Source organism: Thioalkalivibrio sp. ALMg11, assembly GCF_000377905.1.
In the GTDB taxonomy this organism is placed as follows: Bacteria; Pseudomonadota; Gammaproteobacteria; order Ectothiorhodospirales; family Ectothiorhodospiraceae; genus Thioalkalivibrio.
In genome coordinates this window covers 241,106-263,243 of the sequence record NZ_KB898872.1, presented here as the reverse complement: position 1 = coordinate 263,243, position 22,138 = coordinate 241,106, and the positions used below count along the sequence as shown (strand labels likewise).

The following is a 22,138-nucleotide window of genomic DNA, read 5'->3' as shown; positions in this document are numbered from 1 at the left end:
GCGATTTCGGGAGTGTAGGGAATCGCGGGCCAATGTACACGGTCGCAGCCGGCTGCCAGGGCCGGCTGCGTGTGGCCTCGCCGTCGGGCAGGGCGTAGTGTAGGAGGTTCACCCCAAGAGGCCCCGCTCATGTGGCTCGAGACCCGTTGTGACTTCGAGTTCGAGATCGTCGAACCCACGCCGTTTGTACTGATGCTGCGACCGCGGAGCGGCCCGCTGCAATGGGTCGCGCGCGAGGAATATCGCCTGGTGCCGACGGCGCCGGTGTCCGAGTTTGTCGACATCTACGGCAACCTCTGCCAGCGCCTGATCGCGCCGCCGGGCACATTCTCCATCCACACCGCGGCGGAGGTGCAGACCGTAGAGGCCCTGGACCGGGCCCCGGGCGCGCCGTTTGTCGAAGTGCAGTCCCTGCCGGATGCCGTGCTGAGCTATCTCCTGCCCAGCCGGTTCTGCGAATCGGATCGCTTCAACCTCATGGCGACCGAGATCACTGCGGGCCAGCGGCTGGGCTATGACCAGGTGGCGGCCATCGAGCAGTGGCTGCGCGAGCGCATCGCGTTTCTTCCGGGCAGCAGCGACATCCCGATCTCGGCCGCGGAGGTGAACCAGCGCGGGAGCGGGGTGTGTCGCGATCTGGCGCACCTGGGGATCGCGCTTTGCCGCAGCCTCAGCATCCCGGCGCGCATGGTGGTCGGGTACCTGCACGGCCTGCAGCCGATGGACATGCATGCCTGGTTCGAGGCCTTTGTCGGCGGGCGCTGGTACACCTTCGATGCGACCCAGGCCGAGTTGCGCGGTGGCTACGTGGTGGTCGGCTATGGCCGCGATGCGGCCGACGTGGCGGTCTATAACCAGTTCGGCCTGCCGGTTTACCCGACCCGCCACGACGTGGCTGTGCGTCGAATCGAAGGGCCCGACTGAGGCGTTCGAGCATGCGCACGGGGCCCGGTTTCCGGGGGACGGAAAGGGGTTTGTGCCGCCTGTCTCCCCGGGGTGCGGCCGGGCGTTAAAGTGCCTGATCGGGCTTGCGAAACGCCGGTTCGGGAAGGGGGCTCGGGGGTCCGTTGCGGCCGCGTCGGGGGAGCCCCGGCCTGAAAAGAGGGGCCGGATGACGTATGATAAGCGGCCTTTTTGCGGCAGTGCCCCAAGCAGCTGGCGCGCCGAAATCCGCTGAATCCAAAGCTTTGAACGGGAGACCCGAATGTTTTCGATCGACATGAGTATCCACGGCTACGACGACGACCTCTGGAATGCCATCCGCGACGAGTCGCAGCGTCAGGAAGAGCACATCGAACTGATTGCGTCGGAAAACTACACCAGCCCGCGCGTGATGGAAGCGCAGGGCTCGGTGCTGACCAACAAGTACGCCGAGGGCTACCCGGGCAAGCGCTACTACGGCGGTTGCGAGCACGTCGACGTGGTCGAGCAGCTGGCGATCGATCGCCTCAAGCAGCTCTACGGTGCCGACTACGCCAACGTGCAGCCGCATTCCGGCTCGCAGGCCAACGCCGCGGTGTACATGGCCCTGCTGCAGCCGCATGACACCGTCCTGGGCATGAGCCTGGATGCCGGTGGCCACCTGACCCACGGCGCCAAGCCGAACTTCTCCGGCAAGATCTACAACGCCGTGCAGTACGGCATCACCGACGAAGGCCTGATCGACTACGACGAGGTTCAGCGTCTGGCCACCGAGAACCAGCCGAAGATGATTGTCGCCGGCTTCTCCGCTTATTCGCGCGTGGTCGACTGGAAGCGCTTCCGCGAGATCGCCGATTCCGTGGGTGCCTACCTGATGGTCGACATGGCCCACGTCTCCGGCCTGATCGCCGTCGGCGAGTACCCCAACCCGATCGACCACGCCCATGTGGTCACCTCCACCACGCACAAGTCCCTGCGCGGGCCGCGTGGCGGCTTCATTATCTCCAAGGGGCAGCCGGAACTGAACAAGAAGTTCCAGTCGCTGATCTTCCCGGGCACCCAGGGTGGCCCGCTGATGCACGTGATTGCCGGCAAGGCGGTGGCGTTCAAGGAGGCCCTGGAGCCGGAATTCAAGACCTACCAGAAGCAGGTGATCGCCAACGCCCGTGCGATGGCCGAGGTGCTGGTCAAGCGTGGCTTCGACATCGTCTCCGGCGGTACCGACAACCATCTGTTCCTGCTGAGCCTGGTCGCCAAGGGCATGACCGGCAAGGCCGCGGACGCCGCGCTGGGCCGTGCCAATATCACCGTCAACAAGAATGCCGTGCCGAACGATCCGCAGTCCCCGTTCGTGACCTCCGGCATCCGCATTGGCACCGCCGCGCTGACCACTCGCGGCTTCACCGAGTCCGAGTCCCGCGAGTTGGCTGGCTGGATCGCCGACGTGCTGGATGATCACGAGAACGAGCAGGTGATCGACGCGACCCGCGAGAAGGTCCTCGAGATCTGCCGTCGCTTCCCGGTGTACGGCCACGGCGAATAAGCACCGCCAGTTGGCCGGCTGACGGCCCGGGATGCGCTGTCCGTCCTGTCATGATCAGGACACCCGCGTGGTCGATTCGCGGGTGGCCGGCCCGGAGCAGGAACAGATCCGGCGCCGGCGACAGTGCCGCGCCTGTGGTGCGCGCTTTACCACCTTCGAGCGGGCGGAGTTCAGCCTGCCGCGGGTGGTCAAGCGCTCCGGAGAACGGGTCGCCTTCGACGAGGAAAAGCTGCGTAGCGGTCTGCGCCGGGCACTGCACAAGCGCCCGGTGAAGACCGATGATGTCGAGCGTGTGATCGACGACATCAAGCGCCAGCTCTCGGCCGTCACGGCCCCCGAGGTAAAGTCCGACCGCATCGGCGAAATGGTGCTGGCGGCCTTGCACGGGCTCGACCATGTGGCCTATATCCGTTTTGCCTCGATCTATCTCAGCTTCGCCAGTGTGCAGTCCTTCCGTGAGGCGATCGAACGGCTGGAGGATGACCTCAGCCCGGAGATGCGCCGTTCGCAGATGCGCCTGATCGACGAGGAGGCGACCGGAATCGCCCCGGAATCCGCGGCGGATGGGCGGGCCACCCCGGAGACGGACGGCGGCTCGCAGGAGGGGACGTAATGGAAGCGCCGACGACCGAGCAGGTGATTGCCGACCGCCGGCACATGGCGCGCGCCCTGGCATTGGCGGACTACGGCCGCTTCACCGCGGATCCGAATCCGCGGGTGGGCTGCGTCATCGTGCGCGACGGCCGGGAGGTAGGCGCGGGCCTGCACTGGAAGGCCGGCGAGCCGCATGCCGAGGTGAACGCGTTGCAGGCGGCCGGCGAGGCCGCGCAAGGCGCGACCGCCTACGTCACCCTGGAGCCCTGCAGGCATCACGGTCTCACCCCGCCCTGTACCGACGCGTTGATCCGGGCTGGAGTAGCGCGAGTCGTGATCGCGATGCTGGATCCGAATCCGCAGGTCTGCGGGGGCGGGATCGACGCCTTGCAGGCCGCTGGTATCCGGGTCGACAGCGGCGGGCTGGAGGCTGAGGCACGGGCCTTGAACCCCGGCTTCGTGCAGCGCATGGAGCAGGGGCGCCCCTGGGTGCGAGTCAAGCTGGCGGCGAGCCTGGACGGGCGGACGGCCATGGCCTCCGGCGAGTCGCAGTGGATTACCGGCGAGGCGGCGCGGCGCGACGTGCAACTGTGGCGGGCGCGGGCCGGGGCGATCGTGACCGGCAGTGGCACCGTGGTCGGCGATGACCCGCGCCTGAATGTGCGCATGAAGCCGTTCGACCTGGCCGCCCATGCCGGCTTCCCGGATCACCCGCGTTATCACGACTTACCCACCCGGCAGCCACTGCGCATCATCCTCGATGCGCGACTGCGCACGCCCCCGGGCTCGCAGATCTTGCACGACGGGTCGGTCTGGATCCTCACCAGTCCCGATGTGGTGGACTCGCCCGCGGCGGATGCCTTGCGCGGCAAGGGCGCCGAGGTGAGGGCGGTACCGCTGGCGGAGGAATCTGCCGAGGGCGGGCTTGATCTCGGTGCGGTGCTGGCGGAGCTGGGACGCGCGGAGATCAACGAGCTCCACGTGGAATCCGGCCCCGGCCTGGCCGGCGCGCTCGCCCGCGGCGGCTGGGTCGACGAGTGGCTGATCTACCAGGCCCCGTTGCTGATGGGCTCCAGCGCCCGTCCCCTGGTGGAGTGGCCACTGGCCCGCATGGCGGAACGCGCCGAACTCGAAGTCGTCGACACCCGCTGGGTCGGCGAGACCCTGCGCCTGCGCGCCCGTCCGCGTTCGTAAGGGCTGGTTTGCACCACGAAGCGTACGAAGACACGAAGAAGGGACAGGCCAGGGTCCAGAACGATCAACCGGAAGACGCGAAGACGGGATGGATGATGGGGCTCGAGGCGCGGGGGGGCCAACGCCACGGCGCCGGATAAAAAGCGTAGGGCCCACTATTCATCTTCATTCCAAAAGCCTTCCGGTTTTCCAGCCTTTCTGTGATCGCCTTTGACCTGCTTCGCGTCTTCGTGCGCTTCGTGGTTGCCAATAAAGGGGTGGCCAGGACAGGCGTTGCCACCATAAAAGCCCGGGTCGTGGTGCGAATTCATTAGCGTTTCCCTATGATGGGGCGCCTGTGGCCCGGCGTTGTGCTCCGGACCCGACCGAACGAGTGGACATCCATGTTTACCGGAATCATCGAGACCCTTGGCAGCCTGGAGCGCCTCACCCCCAGCGGTGGCGATGTGCGCTTGCACGTAAATGCGACCGGGATGGATCTGGCGGATACCCGCCTGGGGGATTCCATCGCGGTCAACGGGGTCTGCCTGACGGTGACCGATCTGCCGGGCAATGGCTTTGCCGCCGATGTCTCGCGCGAGTCGCTGGATGTAACCACGCTGGGCCATCTCGGCCCGGGGGATCGGGTGAATCTCGAACGCGCGCTGGCGCTGGGCGATCGCCTGGGCGGGCACATGGTATCCGGCCATGTCGACGGCGTGGGCGAGGTGGTGGCGATGGAGCCGGATGCGCGCTCCACCCGCGTACGTTTTCGCGCGCCGGGGGCGCTGGCCCGCTACATCGCGGCCAAGGGCTCGATCACCATCGACGGTACCAGCCTGACGGTGAACCGGGTGGACGGTGCCGAATTCGAGGTGAACATCATCCCGCACACCTGGTCACTGACCCGGTTTGCCGTGTATGCAGTGGGCACGCCGGTCAACCTGGAGGTGGACCTGATCGCTCGCTATCTGGAACGCCTGATGCTGGGCGATCGCGCGGCCGAGCCGGGCGGGCAGGCGGGCGATCTGTCCGAGGCCTGGCTGGCCGAACAGGGTTTTCCCAATCACTCCGGCACGCGTGACTGAGCGCGGCCGAAAGCAGGAATCTATGGAATTTTCCAATACCGAAACCATCCTGGAAGAACTTGAGGCCGGCCGCATGGTGGTCATCGTCGACGACGAGGACCGCGAGAACGAGGGCGATCTGTTGATGCTCGCCTCGCACGCGCGCCCCGAGGACATCAACTTCATGGCCAAGTACGGCCGTGGCCTGATCTGTCTGACGTTGACCCGCGAGCGCTGCAAGCAGCTGGCCCTGCCGCTGATGGTGACCGACACCAATGACGTGCACGGCACCAACTTCACGCTGTCTATCGAGGCGGCCGAGGGCGTGACCACCGGCATTTCCGCCTACGATCGCGCGCACACCATCCGCACCGCCGTGGCGCCCAACGCGACGCCCGAGGACATCGTCCAGCCGGGCCACGTGTTCCCGCTGATGGCCCAGCCGGGCGGGGTGATTGTGCGCGCCGGGCATACCGAGGCGGGTTGTGACCTGGCGCGCCTGGCCGGGGCCGAGCCGGCCGCAGTGATCGTCGAGATCCTGAACGAGGACGGCAGCATGGCGCGGCGTTCGGACCTCGAGCGCTTCTGTGCCGAGCACGACCTGAAGATGGGCACCATCGAGGACCTGATCCGCTACCGCATCGAGAACGAGAAGACCGTCCGGCGGGTCTCCGAGCGTCCGTTCCCGACCGAGCATGGCGAGTTCCGCCTGCTGGCCTTCGAAGACGAAGTGGACCACGAACTGCATTTTGCCCTGGTGCGCGGCGAGCCGAAGCCGGACCAGGACACCCTGGTGCGCGTGCATCTGGAGAGCACCCTGTGCGACACCCTCGGCTATGCCGGCCCGGATCGTGGCTGGCCGCTGGACGACGCCCTGCGCCGGATCGACGAGGCGGGTGCGGGCGTGGTGGTGGTGCTGCGCAAACACGAGAGTGCCGACGCCCTGGCCCAGCGCCTGGAGAACATCGGTCAGCCCGCGCCGGAGGAACGCAGCGGGCGCGAAAACTCCGCCGAATGGCGCATGTACGGGATCGGCGCGCAGATCCTCGCCGACTGCGGCGTCGGGCGCATGCAGCTGATGTCCGCTCCGAAACGCTTCCATGGCCTCGGTGGCTTTGGCCTGGAGGTCGTGGACTACGTCCACGAGTAGCCCCGACGGCGGGAGCCGCGGTGCTACACTAGCGGCTCCCTAGCCCGATCGACTTACTGGACCGACAGGTCCGTCATCTGCCCAACCGGAAGCTCATCATGTCCGAGATCAAGACCCTGGAAGGCGTATTCACCGACGCCGCCGACCATCGCTATGGCCTGCTGCTGGCACGCTTCAACAGCCTGATCGTCGAACGCCTGCTGGAAGGGGCCGTGGATACCCTGAAGCGCCATGGGGTGCAGGAGACGAACCTGACGATCGCCCGTGTTCCGGGTGCCTATGAACTGCCGCTGGCGGCGCAGGCCATGGCGCGTTCCGGGCAGTACGACGGTGTGATCGCCCTGGGCTGCGTGATTCGTGGTTCCACCCCGCATTTCGATTATGTCGCTGGTGAGGCGGCCAAGGGACTGGCCCAGGTGCAGATGGCCGAGGACCTGCCGATCAGCTTCGGCGTGCTGACCACGGACTCCATCGAGCAGGCGATCGAGCGCGCCGGCACCAAGGCCGGCAACAAGGGCGCCGATGCCGCCATGGGCGCGATCGAGATGGTCAGCCTGATGCGCCAGCTGCGCGGCTGATGCCGCAACGTTTACCCAGTGCTATCCGTCCATCCGAACAGGTCTGCCGTGACTGAACCCTCCGATCCCCGCCCCGAAGGTGGTGCCCCGCGCAAGGATGCCGATGCCGGCAAGTCCTCCCGGGCCCGGCGCCCGCGCAGCACGCCCGAGCAGCGGGCGCGGCATGCGCGCTCCTTCGCGCGCCGCCGCGCGATGCAGGCGCTTTATTCCTGGCAGATCACGGCCGCCCACCCGAAGGATATCCTGGCCGAATTCCGTGACGACGAGGAACACGCCAAGGCGGATGCGGAGTACTTCCGCGAACTCCTGATGGGCGTGACCGGCGACCGCGAGGCCCTGGATGCCCGCATGGAGCCCTACCTCGGCCGTCCGCTGGATCAGCTCGATCCCATTGAGCACGCCCTGCTGTGGCTGGGCCAATGGGAGTTGGCTGAACGCATGGAGGTGCCCTACCGCGTGGTGATCAACGAGGCCGTCGACCTGGCCAAGCGCTATGGCGCCGAGCAGTCGCATCGCTACATCAACGGCGTGCTGGACCGGCTCTCCGCCGACCTGCGCGGCCCCGAGCGTTCCGCCCCGCGCTGACCCCGGGCGGGTCAGCACCACGGCCATGGCCGGCCCCGATTCCGAATTCGACCTGATTCAACGCTACTTCGGGGCTCCGGTGCGGGCCGCCGGGATGGCGGAAGGCGTTCGTCTGGGTATCGGAGACGATGCCGCCCTGCTGGCCGTGCGTAGCGGCCACGAATTGGTCGTCACCGTTGATACCCTGGTCGAGGGCACCCACTTCTTTCCTGATCACCCGCCGGCAAGCGCCGGCCACAAGGCCCTGGCCTCCAATCTCAGTGACCTGGCCGCGATGGGGGCCGAGCCGTTGGGCGCGGTGCTGTCGCTGACCCTGCCGCGTGTGGATCATGACTGGCTGGCGGGCTTCAGCCACGGCTTTCTGGCGCTGGCCGAGGAGGTCGGGATCCCGCTGGTGGGCGGGGATACCAACCGGGGTCCGCTGGCGATCAGCGTGACGGTCCTGGGCGAGGTGCCCGCCGGCCAGGCGCTGCGCCGCGAAGGTGCCCGGCCTGGCGATCGCCTGGTGGTTTCCGGTGCGCTGGGCGGAGCGGCCTGCGGGTTGGCCCACGAGACGCAGCGGCGTGCAGAGGGGGGCCCCGTAGACGCCTCGAGCCCCGCCTGCGCCCGGCTGTTCTGGCCCGCGGCGCGTCTGAGTCTGGGCCGTGGTCTGCGCAACCGCGCACGGGCCGCCATCGATATCTCTGACGGCCTGCTGGCGGACCTGGGCCATCTGTGTGCCGCCTCGGGTTGCGGCGCGCGAGTCGACTGGCCCAGCGTCCCGCGCGACCCGCTGCTGGCGGAGGTGTCCGAGCAGCAGGCTCGCGCCTGCGCACTGGGCGGTGGCGAGGACTACGAGCTGCTGTTCGCCCTCCCGCCGGGGGAGTCGCTGGACCTGCTCGCGTTCAGCGTGGACGTCCCGCTGACCGTGATCGGTGAGTGCACCGAGGGTGCGGGTGTGGTGGTGGAGGACGCAAACGGGCAACGGTTGGACGTGGCGCGGGCGGGCCACGATCATTTCGCGAACACAGAATAAAGAATAGGGACAGGGGAGCCATGCCGGAGCAGAAGATCCGTAATCCGAAGATGCCATCGGTGAAGACCGTGTTCGGCGATCCCATTCACCTGTTGGCGTTCGGCTTCGGCAGTGGCCTGTCGCGCTGGGCACCGGGTACCACCGGCTCGCTGGGTGCACTGGTGCTGTACTTCGCGATCATGAATTTCCCGGAGTGGGCCTACCTTGCGATCACCGTGGTCGTGGTGATGGCCGGCTTCCACATCTGTGGCGAAAGTGCGCGCAAGCTGGGCGTGCACGATCATCCCGGCATCGTCTGGGATGAATGGGCCGGCATGCTGATCACGCTGGCGTTTGCCCCGGCAGGGCTGATGTGGGTGGTCGTCGGCTTCCTGCTGTTCCGGGTGTTCGACATCCTCAAGCCCTGGCCGGCGAACTACTTCGATGAAAAGTGGCACGACGGCCACGGGATCATGATGGACGACGTGGTGGCGGGGCTGTACGCGGGCTTCGCGCTGGTGATCCTGGGCGGGCTGTTCCAGCAGTTGGTGGTCGAGGCCTGACCGTTCCGGGCCATCGGATCCGGGACGATCCGACCGCCTTCGCGGGTCCGGTGGTTGCCGCGTGTTGTCCTTGCGGATGAGGGAACGGGTGTGAACGGCTTGGCAGCAGCGCGGCGATCCGCGTCCCGATCCGCGTCCGGACCGCCCGCGCGCGGCCTAACCCTCCTCGGTGCCGTCCCCGGACGGTGCATCGCTGCCGGATCCATCGGACCTTCCGGAACCGCCACCGACACCGAACCTGCCAGGGCCTTGATCGGGCTCTAATCCGCGCTTCCTGGATGCGGGCGGCAAGTGGCGGGTGAGGCGGGAGCCATCAGGACGGCGTAGGCGGCCGTTGCCACTATGACGCCCACCAGAGGAGGGACGACGGGTGCGTAGTACGCCGCAGCCGATCCCGCGGCGTACGCCAGCAGGCCGGGCCAGTGGAACCCGGGCAGGTGGGCCGCGTCCAGGCGGGGGTATTGCCCGCGATGGCGCAGCCAGAAGTCGGCCACGATCACGCCGCCGAGCGGCGGGATGAAGGTCCGGAGCAGGATCAGGAACGGCACCAGATAGTCATGCATCCCGGCGACCGCGAGCGCCGTGCCGATCGCGGCCCCGAGCACCGTGACCAGCCGCCGGCGCTGGGTACGCAGCAGATTGCAGCCGGCCACGCCGAAGTTGTAGATGGTGTTGTCCTGGGTGCTCCAGATGTTCAGTCGGAGCATCAGTACCGTGATCGTCACGAACCCCTGCGCCAGCATTACGTGGACGATGTCGGCCTCGTGGTAGATCAGGGCGCCGAGTGCGCCGGTCAGCACCATCAGGCCGTTTCCCAGGACGAAGGCCGCCGGGGCCGCCTGCCTCGCCGATCCCGATGAACAGCGTGAACAGGATGAACAGGAGCATCACCGGCACCGCCACGCGGGAGAGCCAGTCGAGACCGCGAGCGCGCGATTCAATCAGCGTCTCCCTAGAAGGCAAACCCGAACAGCACCATCAGCCCGACTTCGATCGGTTCTGGCAGGGCGGTGGTCTCGACCAGGATGATTGCGACGGTGGCCGTGCCCCAGGCGTACCAGCCGATCTGCGTGAACGCGAGGATGACGTCGGAGAGCTTGCTGCCCCATTCGCCGAAGCAGAAACGCCCCATCAGGACCGTGTGCAGCCCGCTCTTGCAGCCGATGTAGGCAAGCGTGGCCGCGTAGGTCCCGAGCAGCAGGTTGCCCAGTACGATCACCAGCATCAGCTCAGCCGACGCTGAAGGCCATGCCCAGCGAGCCGCCGGCCCACAGGGTCGAGGTGAAGAAGGTGAACCCGAACAACACCACGGTGATGGACCAGAAGCCCTTGCGGGCATGCTCCGGCACTTCGCTGAGGGGGTGGTCGTTGTGACTCACGCGCGCGGCCGGGCGGAAGACCGCCCGAGTGTACTGGCCACAGGGTTACCGTGCAGCGCGTCCGAGCTCGCGCATCGTCTTCAGCCAGCGTTCGCGGGCGGCGGCATCACCGCCGTTCTGGCCGATCAGGGTGTGGCGGATCGGGCCGAAGCCGCAGAAGCGGAAGATGTTGCGTTCCAGGCTCTTCAGGCTGTGGGCCCCGTAGAACCAGCGGTAGGCCAGCGCCGGCATGCCCATGGTGACCACGATGCGTACCGAGCGGCCCTGTAGCCGAGTGTGGCGCAGGCGGTTCATGTCGCCATCGCCGACGAATGCCGGGCGCAGGGTCTGTTCCAGGAAGCCCTTGACCAGGGCCGGCATGTCGCCCAGCCACAGGGGATAGATCAGTACGACGTGGTTGGCGACCTCGATCAGTTCCTGCGCCTCGAGGATCGCGGGCGGGACGGTCTCGTCGAGAAACTCGGCCTGGTTCTTCAGCAGTGGAAAGTCGCGGTGGGCAATCGTCAGGGTGTCCACCGCGACGCCGGCCTTCTCGGCCCCTTCGCGGTAGGCATCGGCCAGCGCATGGTCGAGGTGGCCTTCGGCCGGGTCGGGGTGGCCTTGCAGGATCAGGATTCGGGTCATGCCGTACTCCTCGTACCGGTCGCACGCATACCTCGAGGGTAGCGCACCCGCGCGAACGTGCGAATTGATCCGCGCCTCTCTAGAATATGCACTAACTTGGTGAGGGTTTTCATGGCGCGCTTGGGAGGCTAAATGGCTTTCGATCCGGTTGTACTGTTCTTCCTGCTGGGCGCGATTGCGGGGCTTGCCAAGTCGGATCTGAAGATCCCGATGGCGATCTACGAGGCGCTGTCGATTTATCTTTTGCTGGCGATCGGCCTGATGGGCGGGGTCAAGCTGGCGGAGAGCGAGCTGGTGCCGCTGCTGCTGCCAGGGCTGGCGGTGCTGGCGGTGGGTTCGCTGATCCCACTGATGGCGTTCCCGGTGCTGCGCTGGGTGGGACGCATGCCGCGGGCGGACTCGGCCTCGATCGCGGCACACTATGGCTCGGTCTCGGTGGTGACCTTCTCGGTCGCCGTGGCCCTGCTGGCCTCGCGCGGGATCGACTACGAGGGCCACATGGTGGTCTTCCTGGTGCTGCTGGAGATGCCGGCCCTGATCATCGGTATCCTGCTGGCGCGCATGGGCAGCAAGGGCCCGACCCGCTGGGGCAAGACCATGCACGAGATCTTCTTCGGCAAGAGCATCTTTCTGCTGGCCGGTGGTCTCGTGATCGGCTTCATCGCGGGCCCGGTGCATATAGCGCCGCTGGAGCCGATGTTCTTCGACCTGTTCAAGGGTGTGCTGGCGCTGTTCCTGCTGGAGATGGGGCTGGTCGCCTCCAGTCGCATCGCGGACATTCGTCAGTACGGTTTCTTCCTGGTGACCTTCGCGATCGTGATGCCGATTGTCTCGGCTGTGCTGGGCACGCTGCTGGGTTATGCACTGGGCATGTCGATGGGCGGTACGCTGCTGTTGGCCACGCTCTATGCGAGCGCATCCTACATCGCTGCCCCGGCAGCCATGCGTATCGCGGTACCCCAGGCGAATCCGGCACTTTCCATTGGCGCATCGCTGGGAATCACGTTCCCCTTCAACATCTTCCTGGGTGTGCCGCTGTATTTCTGGATGGCCCAGACCCTTTATTCGCTGGGAGGCTAGCGCGATGGAATCTGATGACATGCACCTGCTGACGGTGGTCGCCGAGGCGATCCTGGAGGACACGCTGATCGACGAGGCGCGCGCCATGGGCGCGGCCGGGTACACAGTGACCGATACGCGCGGCTGGGGCCGTCATGGCAAGCGCCGGGGCAACTGGCGCCAGGGTGGCAACATCAAGATCGAGGTCGTGGCTTCGGCCGAGTTGTGCGACCGCATCGCAGCCCGGTTCAAGGAACAGTACGAGGCCGACTACGGTTTGCTGATGTTCACCATCCCGGTGGCGCTGAAGAATTGATGCCGACGTGGAAGCGACCTTCCATGAAGTGAAGTGTTTCGCGGAATTTCCGGGAACTCGACTGTCACCCTTGGGGGTCGCGAGGGCTGGCTGCTATCAAAGGGGCTGAATGAACGGCTTTACAGCCTGCAGGAGGGTCCCAATGACGAGATTTCGTAGCACGGCACTGGCCATCGCGCTTGGTTCACTGTTTGCCGCCGGTTTGGCACACGCCCAGGCCCCGCAACATGGAGGCCAGCAGGGCGGGATGGGCCAGGGTATGCCGCCCGCCGAACAGGGTGCCCCGCCGGCCGGTGGTCAGCAGGTCCCGGGCCAGGGCGGCATGCCGCGCGGCCAGGGTCAGGAGCGCGGAGAGGGCATGCCTCAGGGGCAGCCGCCGGAGCAGCCCGGCCAGCGCAGGCAGGGACAACAGGCTCCCGGTCAGATGGAGCGGGGTGGCCAGCAGGCACCGGGGCAAAGCGGAGCGCCGACTCCGCCCCAGGGGCAGGGCCAACCGCCTCAAGGACAGGGTCAGCCTCAAGGACAAGGGCAGCCCCAGGATGCGCCTCCGCTGGGACAGCAGCGTCAGCCCCGGGGCGAGGATGCACCGCCGCTAGGGGACGGAACGCCGATGCGACCGGATACCGGAACCCCGCCAGCCGATCCGGCAGACCCCGCCCAGCCAGCCGACCCTTCGGCAACGGATAACCTTCCGCCCCTCGACTGATCCGGCTCTCTCGGCCGTCGCCGGCCTGCCGCGCGGGCGGGCTGGTCAGGCCCGGGCGAGGATGCGGTAGGGCCCTGGATGGCCGTCTTTTCCCGACTCGATCAGCGCAATCGTGTCCGCCAGCCAGCGCAGGGGCGGTTCGATGCGTTCGGTGGCGGGCAGCGCGGCGTGGCGCCGCAGGGACACGTGGGGCCGGAAGGGGCGCGGCGGGCCGAGGTCGATACCGCAGTCGTTGCACAGGGCATGTGCCTGCTCGGCGAGGTTGGCCAGCGCGGCGGGCGGCTCGGCGGGGCCGGCCCAGGTGATGCGCGGCCCGGTGAAGTGGCCCAGATGATCCAGGGTCAGGTCGATCGGGGCGCAGGCGAGTTCCTTGATGTGGGCGGCCAGGCAGTCGGCCTGTTCGGCCGGGACCGTTCCGGCGAAGGCCAGCGTCAGGTGCAGGTGATCGCGCGGGACCGGTCGGCCGGGGCCGTCGAGCTTTTGCCCCAGCCGGGTAAGTGCGGCGCGTGTGCGGTCGTTGGGCCAAAGGGCCAGGAAGACTCGCCGGACTTCGGGAGGAGCCGCCACCGGTTCAGCCGCGCGGGCGGGGGAGGTTCTCGCGCTGACGGCGTTCCCACAGGGTCTTGCGGCTGATGCCGAGGGCACGGGCCAGCTCCGTCTCGGTCATGCTGTCCTGGTTCTCCTGCACGAAGCGCCGGAAATACTCGTTCAGACTCGAGCCCTTGCCCTTGCGGGTCGGAAACGCGGGGTTCGGGATCTCGTCGTCCTGGGCCGGGGTGCCCGTCGAGAGCCCCATGTGGTCCGCTTCGATGCAGCCATCCGGGCTCAGTACCCACCCGCGTTCCAGGGCGTTCGCCAGCTCGCGCACGTTGCCGGGCCAATCTTGAGATTCCAGTGCCTGGCGTGCCGCGTGCGACAGTTGTGGCACCGGCCCCGAACCGGCCAGTGCCTCGAGGAAATGTTGTGCCAGGGGGATGATGTCCTCGCGCCGTTCGCGCAGGGGCGGGATGGACAGCTCCAGTACCCGCAGGCGGTAGTAGAGATCGGCACGAAAGGCCTGTTCCTCGATCATGGCCTCGAGGTCGCGGTGGGTGGCCGCCAGCAGGCGCACATCCACCTTCAGGTTCGCGTTGGCTCCGACCGGGCGGAGCTCGCCATCCTGCAGGACCCGCAGCAGGCGGGCCTGGGCGGCGGGCGCCAGTTCGCCGATCTCGTCCAGGAAAAGCGTGCCGCCGTGGGCGCTCTGGATCAGGCCGGTGCGCGCCTTGACCGCGCCGGTGTAGGCGCCCTGGGCATGACCGAACAACTCCGCCTCGACCAGACCCTCGGGGATGGTGGCGCAGTTGACCGCGACGAACGGGCCGCTGGCGCGCGGGCTCAGCTCGTGCAGGGCGCGCGCGGCCAGCTCCTTTCCGGTACCGGACTCGCCGCGCAACAGTACGGTGGAATGGGTCATGGCCACGCGCCGGATCTGATCGCGCAACTGTTGCATGGCCGCGCTCTCGCCAACCAGGCCCAGCCCGGGGCGGGGCGACGCATCGGCACCCTCCTCGGCCGTTTCCGGCGCGGGGCGATCGCGCTCGGCGCGTGCGCGCAGCGCGGCGCGCAGGGTCAGCAGCAGGGCGTCGTGGTCGAAAGGCTTGGCGATGTAGTCGGCGGCGCCTTCCTTCATTGCGTTGACCGCCGAGGGGACTGATGCATAGCTGGTCATGATGACCGTGGGCGTGCGGGAGAACTCCGGCAGCAGCTCGATGCCCTCGCCATCCGGCAGGCGCAGATCCACCAGTTGCAGATCGTAGGGATCGGCTGCGGCGAGGGCCCGTGCCTCGGCCAGATTTTCGGCCACGCCGACCTCGAAGCCGTGGTGCTCCAGGAATCGGCGCACGGCGCGGCGGATCGGGGCTTCGTCGTCAACCAGGAGGATGCGGGTCATGAGTCTTGGCGGCTAGGGAAACACTGATCAGTGAACACGTTCGCGCTCGAGTCGCTTTTGCGTGCGAAGGAGTGGAGTGCGTCACCCGATGGGGTGCTTATAGAGCCTCGTACCGCCTCGAGCGCAAGGCGGCGCTCGCCGGGAATGGCCGTAGCCCTTTCCAAGAGCGCCAACGCCGCGATCGCGGCGGTACGAGGCTCCCTTCGGGCGAGAGTCTCGGGGGCCATCTGCGGCGTTGCGCTTGCTTGACGTAGCACCACTACGCCGGCGCAACCGCGCCTTGCATCTGACCCCCGAGGCACTCGCTATAAGCACCCCATCGGGTGACGCACTCCACTGCGCGCGGTGACTGCCGTGCAGTCATTCTGCACAAGGGAGCCGCAACGCCGTGCGCGCACAAAAGCGGCCGAGCCCCTGCATCGAATGGTTTGTGGGGTTGGAACCCCAGGTTCCCCGTTCCTGCGTTGCGCCGCTTGTGGGTAGAACCACTACCCGCGGCACGACGCGCCTGGTCTCGAAAAACCTGGGGCACCAACGCGAACGTGTTCATTGATCAGTGTTTCCCTAGTGTCAGCAGGAATCGGGCACCGCCCTCGGGGCGGTTGGCGGCCATCAGGGTACCACCGTGGTCGCGCACGATGCTGTAGGCCACCGGCAGGCCCAGGCCGGTGCCCTGGCCGGCCGGCTTGGTGGTAAAGAACGGCTCGAATAGCCGTTCCAGGCTGGATTCGTCGATTCCGGGGCCAGCGTCGTCGATGGTGATCTGGACATGCCGTCCGTGGAGTCGGGCCGCGATGGCGACGGTGGCGTCCTCGGGCGAGGCCTGCTCGGCGTTGGTCAGCAGGTTGATGAACACCTGCAACAGCGTGGCATGCGAGCCGCGGACGTGCAGCCCCGCGAGACCCGAGGTCGTGAACTGCAGGTCGTTGCGCCCGGCCAGGCGCATCAGGCGGATGGCCTCGGCCACGAGATCGTCCAGCGCGATGGTCTCGAAGTGCCCGGCCGAGGGGCCCTCGTCGGCATGGGCGAAGGTGATCAGCGACTGCACGATGGCGTTGATGCGTCGGGTCTGGGCCAGGATGTCGTCGGCGGTGCCGCGGATCTCGTGCGGGTCGTCCTCCAGGGGCAGGGTCTGCGCCAGCGAGGCGATACCGGTCAGTGGATTGCCGATCTCGTGCGCGACCCCGGCGGCAAACCGGCCGATGGAGGCCAGGCGATCGCCGTGGGCGATCTCGGACTCGAGCTGGGCGCGTTCGGTCACGTCCTCGATCAGGACCACGCGGCCTTCCACCTGACCCTGGGCATCCTGCAGTTCGGAGCGGTGCAGGTTCAGGCGGCGGTTGCCGGCAGGCAGGTCCACGTTCAGTTTGTACCACTGGCGGTCCGGGCTCTCCAGGAAGGCGGTCAGCAGGCCGCTCCACGGACTGTCGAGCTGACCGATGTTCTGACCCACGGCGTCTTCCGTGGCGACCTGCGTGAGCTGCGCTAGGGCCTGGTTCCAGCCGGTGATCTCGCCGGTATTGGTAAGGCTGGCCACCCCCAGCGGGAGCTCGTGCAGGATCTGGCGATGAAAGCGGCGCAGGGCGTCCAGCTCGGCCGCCAGGCCGGAGAGCGGCAGGGGGCGGGTCTCCAGCTGTTCCTCGATCCGCCGCAGGCTCTCGCTCAGGGTGTGGCGCCCGGCGGCGTCCAGACGCAGGTGCTGGTCGACGATCATGCGCGCCAGTACCGGCCCCAGCAGGCCGGAGAGATTGCGCTCGATGCGCTCGCGGAGGTGGCGCAGATCGCCGCGCGACCGCGTATGGCGTGGCAGGCCGAGATCATCCAGGGCGCGCTGGACCTCGTGGCGCGCGGTGCCCGGGCCCAGGGTGGCCGCCAGCGCGGTCTCCATCTCGGTGACGTCGCCCGCCAGCGGCAGGCCCGCGCCGGGGGCGGTGGGTTCGTTGGGGCAGCAGGCCCGGCCGGCCTCGGCCTCCTCGGGGTTGGGCCGGGTCAGCAGCGAGCCGACGACGAACAGGACCGCGTTGACGCCCAGGCTCAGCATCAGCGCGAAGGTCCACGGGTCCAGCATCTCCGCTTGCAAGAGGCGTTGCGGGTCGGGCAGGGCGGTCGCGATCCCGGCATCCGACAGCAAAGGCATGACGAGGGTGAACGCCCAGCCGGCAATCCCGGCTCCCAGGCCCAAGAGAAATCCGACCCGGGTCGCCTGTTTCCACAGCATCAGGCCGATCAGGCCCGGCAGAAGTTGCGCCACCGCAGCAAACGAGATCAGCCCCAGCTGCGCCAGGCCCTCCACAACCTGCAACAGGCCGTAGAAGGCATAGCCCAGCCCGATGATGAACACGATCCAGATGCGCCGCCCCCAGAGCAGGCGGGTGTAGAGGTTGGCGCTGCGCTCCTCCTCGTGCAGCCGGGTCAGTGGCGAGAGGTAGTTGGTGCCCATGTGGGCGAGCGCCAGGGTGGTCACAATCATCATCGCGCTGGCGGCGGACAACCCACCGATGAAGACCAGCAGGGCCAGGCTGGGCGACTCCAGCAGCCCGGCGATGCCGATGGCGTAGTAGTTGGGCGAGATGCCGAGCCCGGCCGCCTCCCCGGCCCAGTAGAGCACCGGCATCGGCAGGTTCAGCAGCAGCAGGAACGCGGGGAAGGCCCAGGCCGCGGTGTTCAGCGCCTGCGGGTTGATGTTCTCGGTGAACAGCATGTGGAACTGGCGTGGCAGCAGGAAGGCTGCGGCGAAGGCCAGGATCATCATGGCGAACCAGCCGCCCTGGCGCACCGGCTCGTACAGCGCATCGACCGCCTCGGGGTGGGCGGCCAGCCAGTCGTTCAGCCCGCCGAGGCCGCCGAACACGGCGTACAGCGCCACCGCGGCAATCACGAGGATGGCGATCAGCTTGACGATGGACTCGAAGGCGATGGCCAGCACCAGACCGGCGTGCTTTTCGCGCGGGGCAATGTGGCGGGCGCCGAACAGGATCGCGAACAGCGCGATGGTGCCGCTGAAGGTCAGGGCGAGCAAATGCGGCGGGGTCTCCGCGGTCAGCACCGCGGCGGACTCGGCCACGGCCTTGATCTGCAGGGCGATGTACGGGAGCACTCCGGCGAGCATGAACAGGGCCACCACCGGCCCGGTGAAGCGGCTGCGGTAGCGAAAGGCGAACAGGTCAGCGAGCGAAGTCAGTTGCTGCTCGCGGGTCAGGCGCAGGAGGGGGCGCAGCAGCCAGGGCGTGGCGGCAAAGGCCAGGGTCACACCCAGGTAGATCGTCAGGTACAAATAGCCCTGGTCGGCGAGGAAACCGAGGTTGCCGTAGAAGGTCCAGGACGTCGCGTAGACCCCCAGCGACAGACTGAACACCCAACCGTTGGCCGCCAGCCGGCCCACCCGGGGGACGCGGTCAGCCAGGAACGCGATGCCGAACAACAGCGCCAGGTAGGCGACCCCTACCGCATAGATAAGACCCAGGCTAAGGGTCACGGCGGCGGCTCCAGCTCAGGATCGCGATGGCCGCGATGAAGAGGCCCCAGGCCGCAAACGGCCACCACCAGGCGGGGCTCATGTGCGCGATCCAGAGCACCAGCGGGCTCAGAAACAGCAGGGCGCCGAGCAAGGCGATCAGGATGGCGCGCGGGGCGTCCACGTTCAGTCCGGCCGCGTTGTGGCCCGGCCTGCGGGCGCGGGCGTTCGCAGGGCCGTCCGGGTTGGCGCGCGACGGGAGGGCATGTCGCGAGTCTACACCGCGTCCGGGGGCGCGGGCAGACCGGAGACCGACGGAAGGCGACGGGGCAGGCCCTGCTTGCGCAGACCGGCCAGGGCCTCGGCCAGCAGGGCCTCGGGTGCGTCCGGTGTGTCCGGGTCGCTGGGAGGCAGGCCGATCACCGTCAGGGTGTCGGCCAGCTGCCGCCGGGCGGTATCCGCGCGGATGCCCTCGGCTCCGGTGGCTTTGGCCAGCTTGTCGCCGCCGGGTGCCACCAGGACCGGGTGGTGGGCATAGGCCGGTGGGGTGGCGCCCAACGCCTGATAAACCTGCGCCTGGCGCGGGGTGGAGCCGAGCAGATCGATCCCGCGCACCACGCGGGTTACGCCCAGGTCAAGGTCGTCCACCACGGTGGCAAGCTGGTAGGCGACGATGCCATCCGCCCGGCGGATCACGAAGTCGCTGCCGAGTGCCTCAAGATCGAAGGCGACCGCACCCAGAAAGCGATCCGCGATCGTCCAGTAGCGGGTGGTCGCGCGGGCGCGTACGGCCCGGGGCTCGCGTCCGGGCGGTAGGCCGTGGCGACAGGTGCCTGGATAGATCGGTCCTTCCCAGCCCGGCCGGCCGTTAGCGGCCAGGTCCTTGCGGGTACAGCCGCAGGGGAACGCCTGGTTTGTCGTCAGCAGGGTGTCCAGGGCGCGTTGGTAGGCGGGACCGCGCTGGCTTTGCCAGGTGACGGGGCCGTCCCAGACCAGGGCGAAGGCCTCCAGGGCATGGAAAATGGCATCGACCGCCCCCGGGCGAACCCGGGGGGCGTCGATGTCGTCGATCCGCAGATGCCAGCGGCCGTCGGTGCTCCGGGCATCCAGCCAGGAGATGACGGCGGCCAGCAGGGAGCCCGCATGCAGCGGGCCGGAAGGCGTGGGGGCAAACCGGCCGACATGGTTGTCGGCCCGGGTAATCCGTTCGGGCGTGGCCGTCACGGCCCGGCCGGGATCAGGCGCGCTGCTTTTCCTTGATCTCGTCGAGCTGCTTGCAGTCGATGCACATGGTGGCCGTCGGACGGGCCTCCAGGCGACGAATGCCGATCTCCACGCCGCAGGTCTCGCAGTAGCCGTAGTCGTGGGTGTCGATCTTGCGCAACGCCTCGTTGATCTTCTTCGACAGCTTGCGCTCGCGGTCGCGGGAGCGCAGTTCCAGGCCGAACTCCTCTTCCTGTGTGGCGCGGTCGGCCGGATCGGCAAAGTTGGACGCGTCCTGGCGCATGTGCCCCACGGTGCGATCGACTTCCTCGGCCAGCTCCTGGCGCCATGCCCGCAGCAGGCTGCGGAAATGCTCGAGCTGATCCGGATTCATGTAATCTTCGTCCGGCTTCGGCTCGTAGGGCGCAATGCCCCCGGCGACCATGTGCTGGGTGGAGGGCTTGTCGGTCTTTTCGTCAGCAGCCATGCGGGCTTTCTCCGGCTGGAAAAATGAGGCGCACTTAGTACCAGAGTCGGGCGAGCCGGGCAAGTCCCGTGCCATGACTGTTTGCGCCCGGTCTCGGTTGGCTGCCGGGGATGTGCGGGCTTGCGGCCGGTTTTTCAGCGAGATACGGGAAAAGGCAGGAATAACGGCATGACGGAATTACAGGCGCTGATTTTCGACGTGGACGGCACATTGGCGGACACCGAACGCGACGGTCACCGCGTCGCCTTCAACAAGGCGTTCGCGGACGCGGGCCTGGACTGGGAGTGGAGCATCGCGCGCTACGGCGAGTTGCTGCGCGTGACCGGCGGCAAGGAGCGTATCCGCCAGTACCTGTCCGAGGACCATCCCGCGGTCCTGAACGAGCCGGGTATCGATGCACGTATCCGCGAGCTGCATGCGGCCAAGACCCGCCACTACGTGGCCCTGCTGGAGACCGGCGCGATCCCGCTGCGGCCGGGGGTGCGGCGGCTCCTGGACGAGGCGGAGGCCGAGGGTCTGCGCCTGGCGATCGCGACCACTACTACCCCCGAGAACGTCACGGCCCTGCTGGAGGCCACGCTCGGAAGCGAGGGGCCGTATCGCTTCGAGGTGATCTCCGCTGGCGACGTGGTCCCGGCCAAGAAGCCTGCTCCGGATATCTTTACCCACGCACTGGAGGCGATGAACCTGCCGGCGGAGGCCTGCCTGGCTCTGGAGGACTCCGACAACGGCGTGCGTTCCGCGCGCGGGGCGGGGCTGGAGGTCGTGGTCACGACGAACGACTACACCCGCGAGCAGGTGTTCGATGGCGCCTTGGCCGTGCTGGACGGGTTCGGTGAGGCGGATCAGCCCGCGACGGTCCTGGCCGGTCCGGCACTGGAAGGCTCGGTAGTGGATATCGCGACCCTGCGCGCCTGGGTCTCCGGGGCAAAGGGATAGCCGGCGCGCCGGCTCAATCGTTTTCGCGCGGCGGCAGGCGCGGGTCCTCGATCTCGGTACCGTCGAGCACCTGGGTATCCAGGAGGAAACCGACGGCGGCGTCGCTGACCCCGTTGATCACGAACTGCACCGCCAGGACCGCGAGGATCAGGCCGAACACCTTGGTCAGGATGTCCTTGCCAGTATTTCCCAGGAATTTCACCAGATAGCGCGAATGGATCATCGCGTAGTAGCACGCCACCATGCAGGCCAGCACCGCCAGGAATACCAGGACCAGGTGATAGATGGTGGGGGCCTCGCTGGTCAGGATCATTACCGTTGCGATCGCCCCGGGCCCGCTCATGAACGGGATGGCCAGCGGGATGACCGAGATGTCCTCGGTCACCTGCCCCTTGTCTGCCTTCACCTCCTCGGCGGTCTCGCGCTCGCTGGCCGCCTTCTGCCGGATCATGCCGATCGCGATACCGAACAGGATGATGCCGCCGGCGATGCGGAACGCGGCCAACGTGATACCGAATAGCTGGAAGATCACCCCGCCCAGCAGGGCAAAGGCGAACAGCAGGGCCGTGGCGACTTTCACCGAGCGCAGGGCGGTGGAGCGGCGCTTCTCTTCGGAGGCGCGCGGCAGCATCGCGGTGAAGATGAACGCGGTCGTCAGCGGGTTCACGATGACGAACACCGCGAGGAACGTGACGATGAGGTATTCGAGCAATACGAGCATGGCCCTAGCTTAAGCAAAATGCGGTGTCGTTTCGATGTCCTGCCTGGGTCGTGACACTGAGGTCGTTTTGACCACCGTCATTGCGAGGCCCCGTGGCAATCTCTGGAATGCCGCACGCCGTCGGAATCCGGTGGTTTCATAGGGGGATC

General features: G+C 67.6%; 23 protein-coding genes and 1 pseudogene. 14 read left to right on the top strand and 10 right to left on the bottom strand.

Annotated elements, in window-relative coordinates:
* Nucleotides 1-129 precede the first annotated feature (129 nt).
* From D578_RS0103910 to ribD, 4 genes are all read left to right on the top strand, one after another.
* Complete coding sequence (locus tag D578_RS0103910; protein WP_018948669.1) at nt 130-924, top strand: transglutaminase family protein; 795 nt, start codon at nt 130-132, stop codon at nt 922-924.
* A 280-nt stretch (nt 925-1,204) separates the two neighbouring features.
* Complete coding sequence (gene glyA / locus D578_RS0103905) at nt 1,205-2,464, top strand: serine hydroxymethyltransferase (RefSeq protein ID WP_018948668.1); 1,260 nt, start codon at nt 1,205-1,207, stop codon at nt 2,462-2,464.
* Nucleotides 2,465-2,495: 31 nt separating this feature from the next.
* On the top strand, nt 2,496-3,077 hold the full coding sequence (gene nrdR / locus D578_RS0103900) for a transcriptional regulator NrdR (protein WP_026289162.1): 582 nt from the start codon (nt 2,496-2,498) through the stop codon (nt 3,075-3,077).
* Nucleotides 3,077-4,252 carry a bifunctional diaminohydroxyphosphoribosylaminopyrimidine deaminase/5-amino-6-(5-phosphoribosylamino)uracil reductase RibD gene (gene ribD, locus D578_RS0103895; RefSeq protein ID WP_018948666.1) on the top strand — a complete coding sequence of 392 codons (1,176 nt, stop codon included), beginning with the start codon at nt 3,077-3,079 and terminating at the stop codon, nt 4,250-4,252. The genes nrdR and ribD overlap by 1 nt, the downstream gene beginning before the upstream one ends.
* Nucleotides 4,253-4,407: 155 nt before the next feature.
* On the opposite strand, the gene D578_RS15845 is transcribed toward ribD, so the two are convergent.
* Nucleotides 4,408-4,563 (bottom strand): hypothetical protein, encoded by a 156-nt coding sequence (locus D578_RS15845; RefSeq protein WP_155996752.1) that lies wholly within the window; start codon nt 4,561-4,563, stop codon nt 4,408-4,410.
* 72 nt (nt 4,564-4,635) lie between these two features.
* Between D578_RS15845 and D578_RS0103890 the strand changes: the two genes are divergently transcribed.
* The 6 genes from D578_RS0103890 to D578_RS0103865 all read left to right on the top strand — a co-directional run bounded on the left by D578_RS0103890 (nt 4,636) and on the right by D578_RS0103865 (nt 9,168).
* Nucleotides 4,636-5,319, top strand: coding sequence for a riboflavin synthase (locus D578_RS0103890; RefSeq protein WP_018948665.1), 684 nt, complete (start codon nt 4,636-4,638; stop codon nt 5,317-5,319).
* Between the two features lie 22 nt (nt 5,320-5,341).
* Nucleotides 5,342-6,448 (top strand): bifunctional 3,4-dihydroxy-2-butanone-4-phosphate synthase/GTP cyclohydrolase II, encoded by a 1,107-nt coding sequence (gene ribBA / locus D578_RS0103885; protein ID WP_018948664.1) that lies wholly within the window; start codon nt 5,342-5,344, stop codon nt 6,446-6,448.
* Nucleotides 6,449-6,546: 98 nt separating this feature from the next.
* Entirely contained in the window at nt 6,547-7,026 is a 480-nt protein-coding gene (gene ribE / locus D578_RS0103880; protein WP_018169400.1) for a 6,7-dimethyl-8-ribityllumazine synthase, read from the top strand.
* A 48-nt stretch (nt 7,027-7,074) separates the two neighbouring features.
* Nucleotides 7,075-7,611 (top strand): transcription antitermination factor NusB, encoded by a 537-nt coding sequence (gene nusB / locus D578_RS0103875; RefSeq protein WP_018948663.1) that lies wholly within the window; start codon nt 7,075-7,077, stop codon nt 7,609-7,611.
* A 25-nt stretch (nt 7,612-7,636) separates the two neighbouring features.
* Nucleotides 7,637-8,626 (top strand): thiamine-phosphate kinase, encoded by a 990-nt coding sequence (thiL, locus tag D578_RS0103870; RefSeq protein ID WP_018948662.1) that lies wholly within the window; start codon nt 7,637-7,639, stop codon nt 8,624-8,626.
* A 20-nt stretch (nt 8,627-8,646) separates the two neighbouring features.
* Complete coding sequence (locus D578_RS0103865; protein ID WP_018938466.1) at nt 8,647-9,168, top strand: phosphatidylglycerophosphatase A; 522 nt, start codon at nt 8,647-8,649, stop codon at nt 9,166-9,168.
* Nucleotides 9,169-9,428: 260 nt separating this feature from the next.
* Here the strand turns inward: D578_RS0103865 and D578_RS14765 are convergent.
* Nucleotides 9,429-10,547: pseudogene (locus D578_RS14765) on the bottom strand (cytosine permease).
* A 45-nt stretch (nt 10,548-10,592) separates the two neighbouring features.
* Complete coding sequence (locus D578_RS0103855; protein WP_018948661.1) at nt 10,593-11,171, bottom strand: NAD(P)H-dependent oxidoreductase; 579 nt, start codon at nt 11,169-11,171, stop codon at nt 10,593-10,595.
* Between the two features lie 132 nt (nt 11,172-11,303).
* Between D578_RS0103855 and D578_RS0103850 the strand changes: the two genes are divergently transcribed.
* From D578_RS0103850 to D578_RS16295, 3 genes are all read left to right on the top strand, one after another.
* Entirely contained in the window at nt 11,304-12,251 is a 948-nt protein-coding gene (locus D578_RS0103850; RefSeq protein WP_018948660.1) for a sodium-dependent bicarbonate transport family permease, read from the top strand.
* A gap of 4 nt (nt 12,252-12,255) precedes the next feature.
* Nucleotides 12,256-12,546, top strand: a complete 291-nt coding sequence (locus tag D578_RS0103845) for a nitrogen regulatory protein P-II (RefSeq protein WP_026289160.1) — start codon at nt 12,256-12,258, stop codon at nt 12,544-12,546.
* A 142-nt stretch (nt 12,547-12,688) separates the two neighbouring features.
* Entirely contained in the window at nt 12,689-13,252 is a 564-nt protein-coding gene (locus D578_RS16295) for a hypothetical protein (protein WP_369772754.1), read from the top strand.
* Between the two features lie 45 nt (nt 13,253-13,297).
* On the opposite strand, the gene thpR is transcribed toward D578_RS16295, so the two are convergent.
* From thpR to dksA, 6 genes are all read right to left on the bottom strand, one after another.
* Complete coding sequence (thpR, locus tag D578_RS0103830) at nt 13,298-13,819, bottom strand: RNA 2',3'-cyclic phosphodiesterase (protein ID WP_018948656.1); 522 nt, start codon at nt 13,817-13,819, stop codon at nt 13,298-13,300.
* Nucleotides 13,820-13,823: 4 nt separating this feature from the next.
* Entirely contained in the window at nt 13,824-15,185 is a 1,362-nt protein-coding gene (locus tag D578_RS0103825) for a sigma-54 dependent transcriptional regulator (protein ID WP_018948655.1), read from the bottom strand.
* Between the two features lie 553 nt (nt 15,186-15,738).
* Complete coding sequence (locus D578_RS0103820; RefSeq protein ID WP_018948654.1) at nt 15,739-18,660, bottom strand: ATP-binding protein; 2,922 nt, start codon at nt 18,658-18,660, stop codon at nt 15,739-15,741.
* Nucleotides 18,650-18,823 (bottom strand): hypothetical protein, encoded by a 174-nt coding sequence (locus D578_RS16030; RefSeq protein ID WP_018948653.1) that lies wholly within the window; start codon nt 18,821-18,823, stop codon nt 18,650-18,652. The genes D578_RS0103820 and D578_RS16030 overlap by 11 nt, the downstream gene beginning before the upstream one ends.
* Before the next feature lie 92 nt (nt 18,824-18,915).
* The gene (gluQRS, locus tag D578_RS0103810) at nt 18,916-19,863 is read right to left on the bottom strand and encodes a tRNA glutamyl-Q(34) synthetase GluQRS (RefSeq protein ID WP_018948652.1); all 948 of its coding nucleotides are present in this window, start codon (nt 19,861-19,863) and stop codon (nt 18,916-18,918) included.
* 13 nt (nt 19,864-19,876) lie between these two features.
* Complete coding sequence (gene dksA, locus D578_RS0103805) at nt 19,877-20,329, bottom strand: RNA polymerase-binding protein DksA (protein WP_018146088.1); 453 nt, start codon at nt 20,327-20,329, stop codon at nt 19,877-19,879.
* A gap of 168 nt (nt 20,330-20,497) precedes the next feature.
* Here dksA and D578_RS0103800 point away from each other — a divergent pair, with 168 nt between their 5' ends.
* Nucleotides 20,498-21,268, top strand: coding sequence for an HAD family hydrolase (locus D578_RS0103800; RefSeq protein ID WP_018948651.1), 771 nt, complete (start codon nt 20,498-20,500; stop codon nt 21,266-21,268).
* A 13-nt stretch (nt 21,269-21,281) separates the two neighbouring features.
* On the opposite strand, the gene D578_RS0103795 is transcribed toward D578_RS0103800, so the two are convergent.
* A complete protein-coding gene (locus D578_RS0103795; protein WP_018948650.1) occupies nt 21,282-21,989 on the bottom strand; it encodes a MarC family protein in 708 nt (235 codons plus the stop codon).
* Nucleotides 21,990-22,138 lie beyond the last annotated feature (149 nt).